General features: G+C 65.3%; 3 protein-coding genes. 2 read left to right on the forward strand and 1 reads right to left on the reverse strand.

Going from position 1 to position 2,712, the window contains the following annotated elements; genetic code table 11:
• Positions 1-133: 133 nt before the first annotated feature.
• Positions 134-901, reverse strand: a complete 768-nt coding sequence (locus tag KYG_RS06180; RefSeq protein WP_008903988.1) for a triacylglycerol lipase — start codon at positions 899-901, stop codon at positions 134-136.
• Positions 902-1,302: 401 nt separating this feature from the next.
• Between KYG_RS06180 and KYG_RS06185 the strand changes: the two genes are divergently transcribed.
• Together KYG_RS06185 and KYG_RS06190 are read left to right on the forward strand one after the other, a co-directional pair.
• The gene (locus KYG_RS06185; protein ID WP_034693404.1) at positions 1,303-1,827 is read left to right on the forward strand and encodes a chemotaxis protein CheW; all 525 of its coding nucleotides are present in this window, start codon (positions 1,303-1,305) and stop codon (positions 1,825-1,827) included.
• Between the two features lie 51 nt (positions 1,828-1,878).
• Positions 1,879-2,712 (forward strand): MCP four helix bundle domain-containing protein (locus KYG_RS06190; protein WP_008903990.1); only part of this gene is annotated, 834 nt, incomplete at its 3' end.

The raw sequence follows: 2,712 nt of genomic DNA on the forward strand, positions 1-2,712 counted from the left end.
TAGCAGTCAAAACAGGCTCCAGCGCTTATCCATAAAGCGCTGGCAGCTATCAAAATAAAGCACGCAGGGGGCAACCCTTGCGTGCTTTGTGCTTTGTGATGGATGGGCGGTGGCCGCGCCAGGGCGCGACGGCTTACCGGTGCGGGTCCGGATAGACCAGGTGCAGCCCCGGAACCTTGGGCCGCTGAAACGGCCGCCACGCCATGCTGGGGCCCTGGGGTTGGCCCAGGCGGTCGGCCACGGCCCACCAGGCGCTGGGGTTCAGGCCGATGCCAAAGTGGCTTGCCACCACCTCGATGTTTTCGGTGTTCGGGTTGTGCGGTGCGGGGGCCTGAATGCTGCCGCGCCAGGCCACCACGCCATCGGTGCGCGAGTAGATGCTGGTGGTGGGCACGGGCGGCGCCTCGGGCAGGTTGTAGCTCTCGGTTTCGCGCTCGATGCTGCGGCCGCTGGCAAACTGGTAAATGCGCCAGGCATTGGTGGACGTGTGCGGCCCGGCAAAGGGCGTGCCCAGTGTCACCACGCAGCGCACCAGCTCGGGCATTTCCTTGGCGAGCTCCCGCGCGTAAACGCCGCCCAGGCTCCAGCCAATCAGGCTCACCTTGCCGCCGCTGGCCTGGGCCACCTCCTGCAATTGGCGCTTGGCGTTTTCCAGCACGCCATCGCGAGGGCCCAGGTTCAGGCCTTGTCCCCAGCCCTGGGTGTCGTAGTTGCGCGAATCCAGATAGCGGCGCAGTGGCGCGGTGGTGGCGTCCCCCGCCGTGAGACCGGGAAACACGATCACCGCGTGCCCGTCACCCAGCGGAGCGCGCTGCAGAACGGGCCACGCGGGCAGCACAGCGCCAAACTCCCAGGGTGCGCGCAGCTCCAACGCCAGCAGTGGCAGGCCAGGAGGCGGCATGTGATGGGGATCGGTGTCTCGGGGCCTGAAAAGGGGCATGGGATCGTCGGTCAAAAGCAGGGGGCATGGTGGCTGAATTGCGGGCGGCGCGGTGACCCGCGAAGCGCATCCCGAAGGCCGTTGCTGGACGGTAGCATTTTTTTGCCCGCACTAGCGTCGGCGCAGTGGAGCTAGCTCTCCAATCCCAACCGGTGGCTTGGGCGATGCAAGGGCGGCAATGGCGCCCGTGCTTCGGGGGTAACAGCCAATTTGTTAGCAAATGAAACGGCAGCCTGCTATCCTGCGACCAGGCCTGCACCGCGCGGGCTGCGCGCTGCAGCCTTGTGGGCAACCCCTGCCGGGGATCGCACGGGTGCCCTGAACCGCGCGCCCTTCCCATTCCTTTCGAGAAAGTACGCGCCATGACCGTTGTTTCCGCCCATACACCCGCTGTCTCCCGTTCTTCTGCCGCGTCGGGTGTGGAGCCAGCGGGCGAATTCCTGACCTTTCGCCTTGGCTCCGAGGAATACGGCATCGACATCCTGCGCGTGCAGGAAATCCGCTCGTACGAGCGGCCTACGCGGCTGGCACAGTCGCCCGACTACATCAAGGGCGTGATTGACCTGCGCGGTCGCATCGTGCCCATCCTGGACCTGCGCCTGAAGCTGCAGTGCCCCGAAGCCAACTACACCGACTTCACCGTGGTCATCATCCTGGACATTGGTGGCACCGTCATTGGCGCGGTGGTGGATGCGGTGGCCGATGTGGTCACCCTCACGCCGGACGTGATCAAGCCTGCCCCGCAGTTCGAACGCCACGGCAATGTGGACCCCAGTTTTGTCACCGGCATCGCCAGCCTGGGCGACCGGATGCTGATCGTGATGGACATCGAAGCGCTGCTGAGCAGCGACGAGATAGGGCTGGTGACAAAAGTTGCAAACGGGTAAGGTAAGCACACCCGCAGTTTTCTGGCCCAGCGCTTTGAGGAGGCAGCAACGATGAACAAACTGAAGATTTCGACCCGTCTGGCGGTTGCGTTTGCGATCATGGTGCTGCTTCTGGCGACCCTGGGTTCGGTGGCGCTGCTTCGGTCCGCCACCCAGCGGGCAGCGCTGGACGACATTGTGGAAATGCGCATACCGATCACCAAGTCGCTGGGCATGGTGGCAGACGGGGTGAACGTGCAGGCCATTCAGCTGCGCAACCTCGCCATCTTCAGCTCGGAGGCCATCACCAGGTCCTCGCGCGAGCGCATCACGGCGGTGCGCGGCACGCTGGCCGAGCAGTTCAAAGTGCTGGACTCGCTCATCCACTCCGATAAGGGCCGCGAGATCCAGGCGCGCATGCAGCAGCACCGCGCAGAGTTCCTGAAGCTCGGTGACCAGTACATTGCCATGCTGCAGCAGGGCCAGAAGGATGAAGCTCTTCGCATGCTGGAAGAAACCCTGCGGCCCGTGCAGCAGGCCTACCAGGCCACCGTGGCAGAGCAGGTGACTTACCAGGCGCAAGTGACTGTAGAGGCCGGTGCGCGGGCAGACGCAGCCGCCAGCGCCCTGATGCGGGATGTGCTCATCGCCGCCGCCATTGCCATTGCCATGGCGATCTTCCTGGCGGTCTCCATCATCCGCTCCATCACCCGCCCCCTGGCGCAGGCTGTGGACGCCGCAGACCGCGTGGCCGCGGGCGACCTGAGCGGCCAGATCGTCGTGCGCTCCACGGACGAAACCGGGCAGCTGCTGGGCGCGCTGCAGCGCATGCAGCAAAGCCTGGTGAACACCGTGAGCTCGGTGCGCCAGAACGCCGAAGGCGTGGCGTCTGCCAGCTCGCAGATT

This window comes from Acidovorax sp. NO-1, assembly GCF_000238595.1.
Classification (GTDB): domain Bacteria; phylum Pseudomonadota; class Gammaproteobacteria; order Burkholderiales; family Burkholderiaceae_C; genus Acidovorax.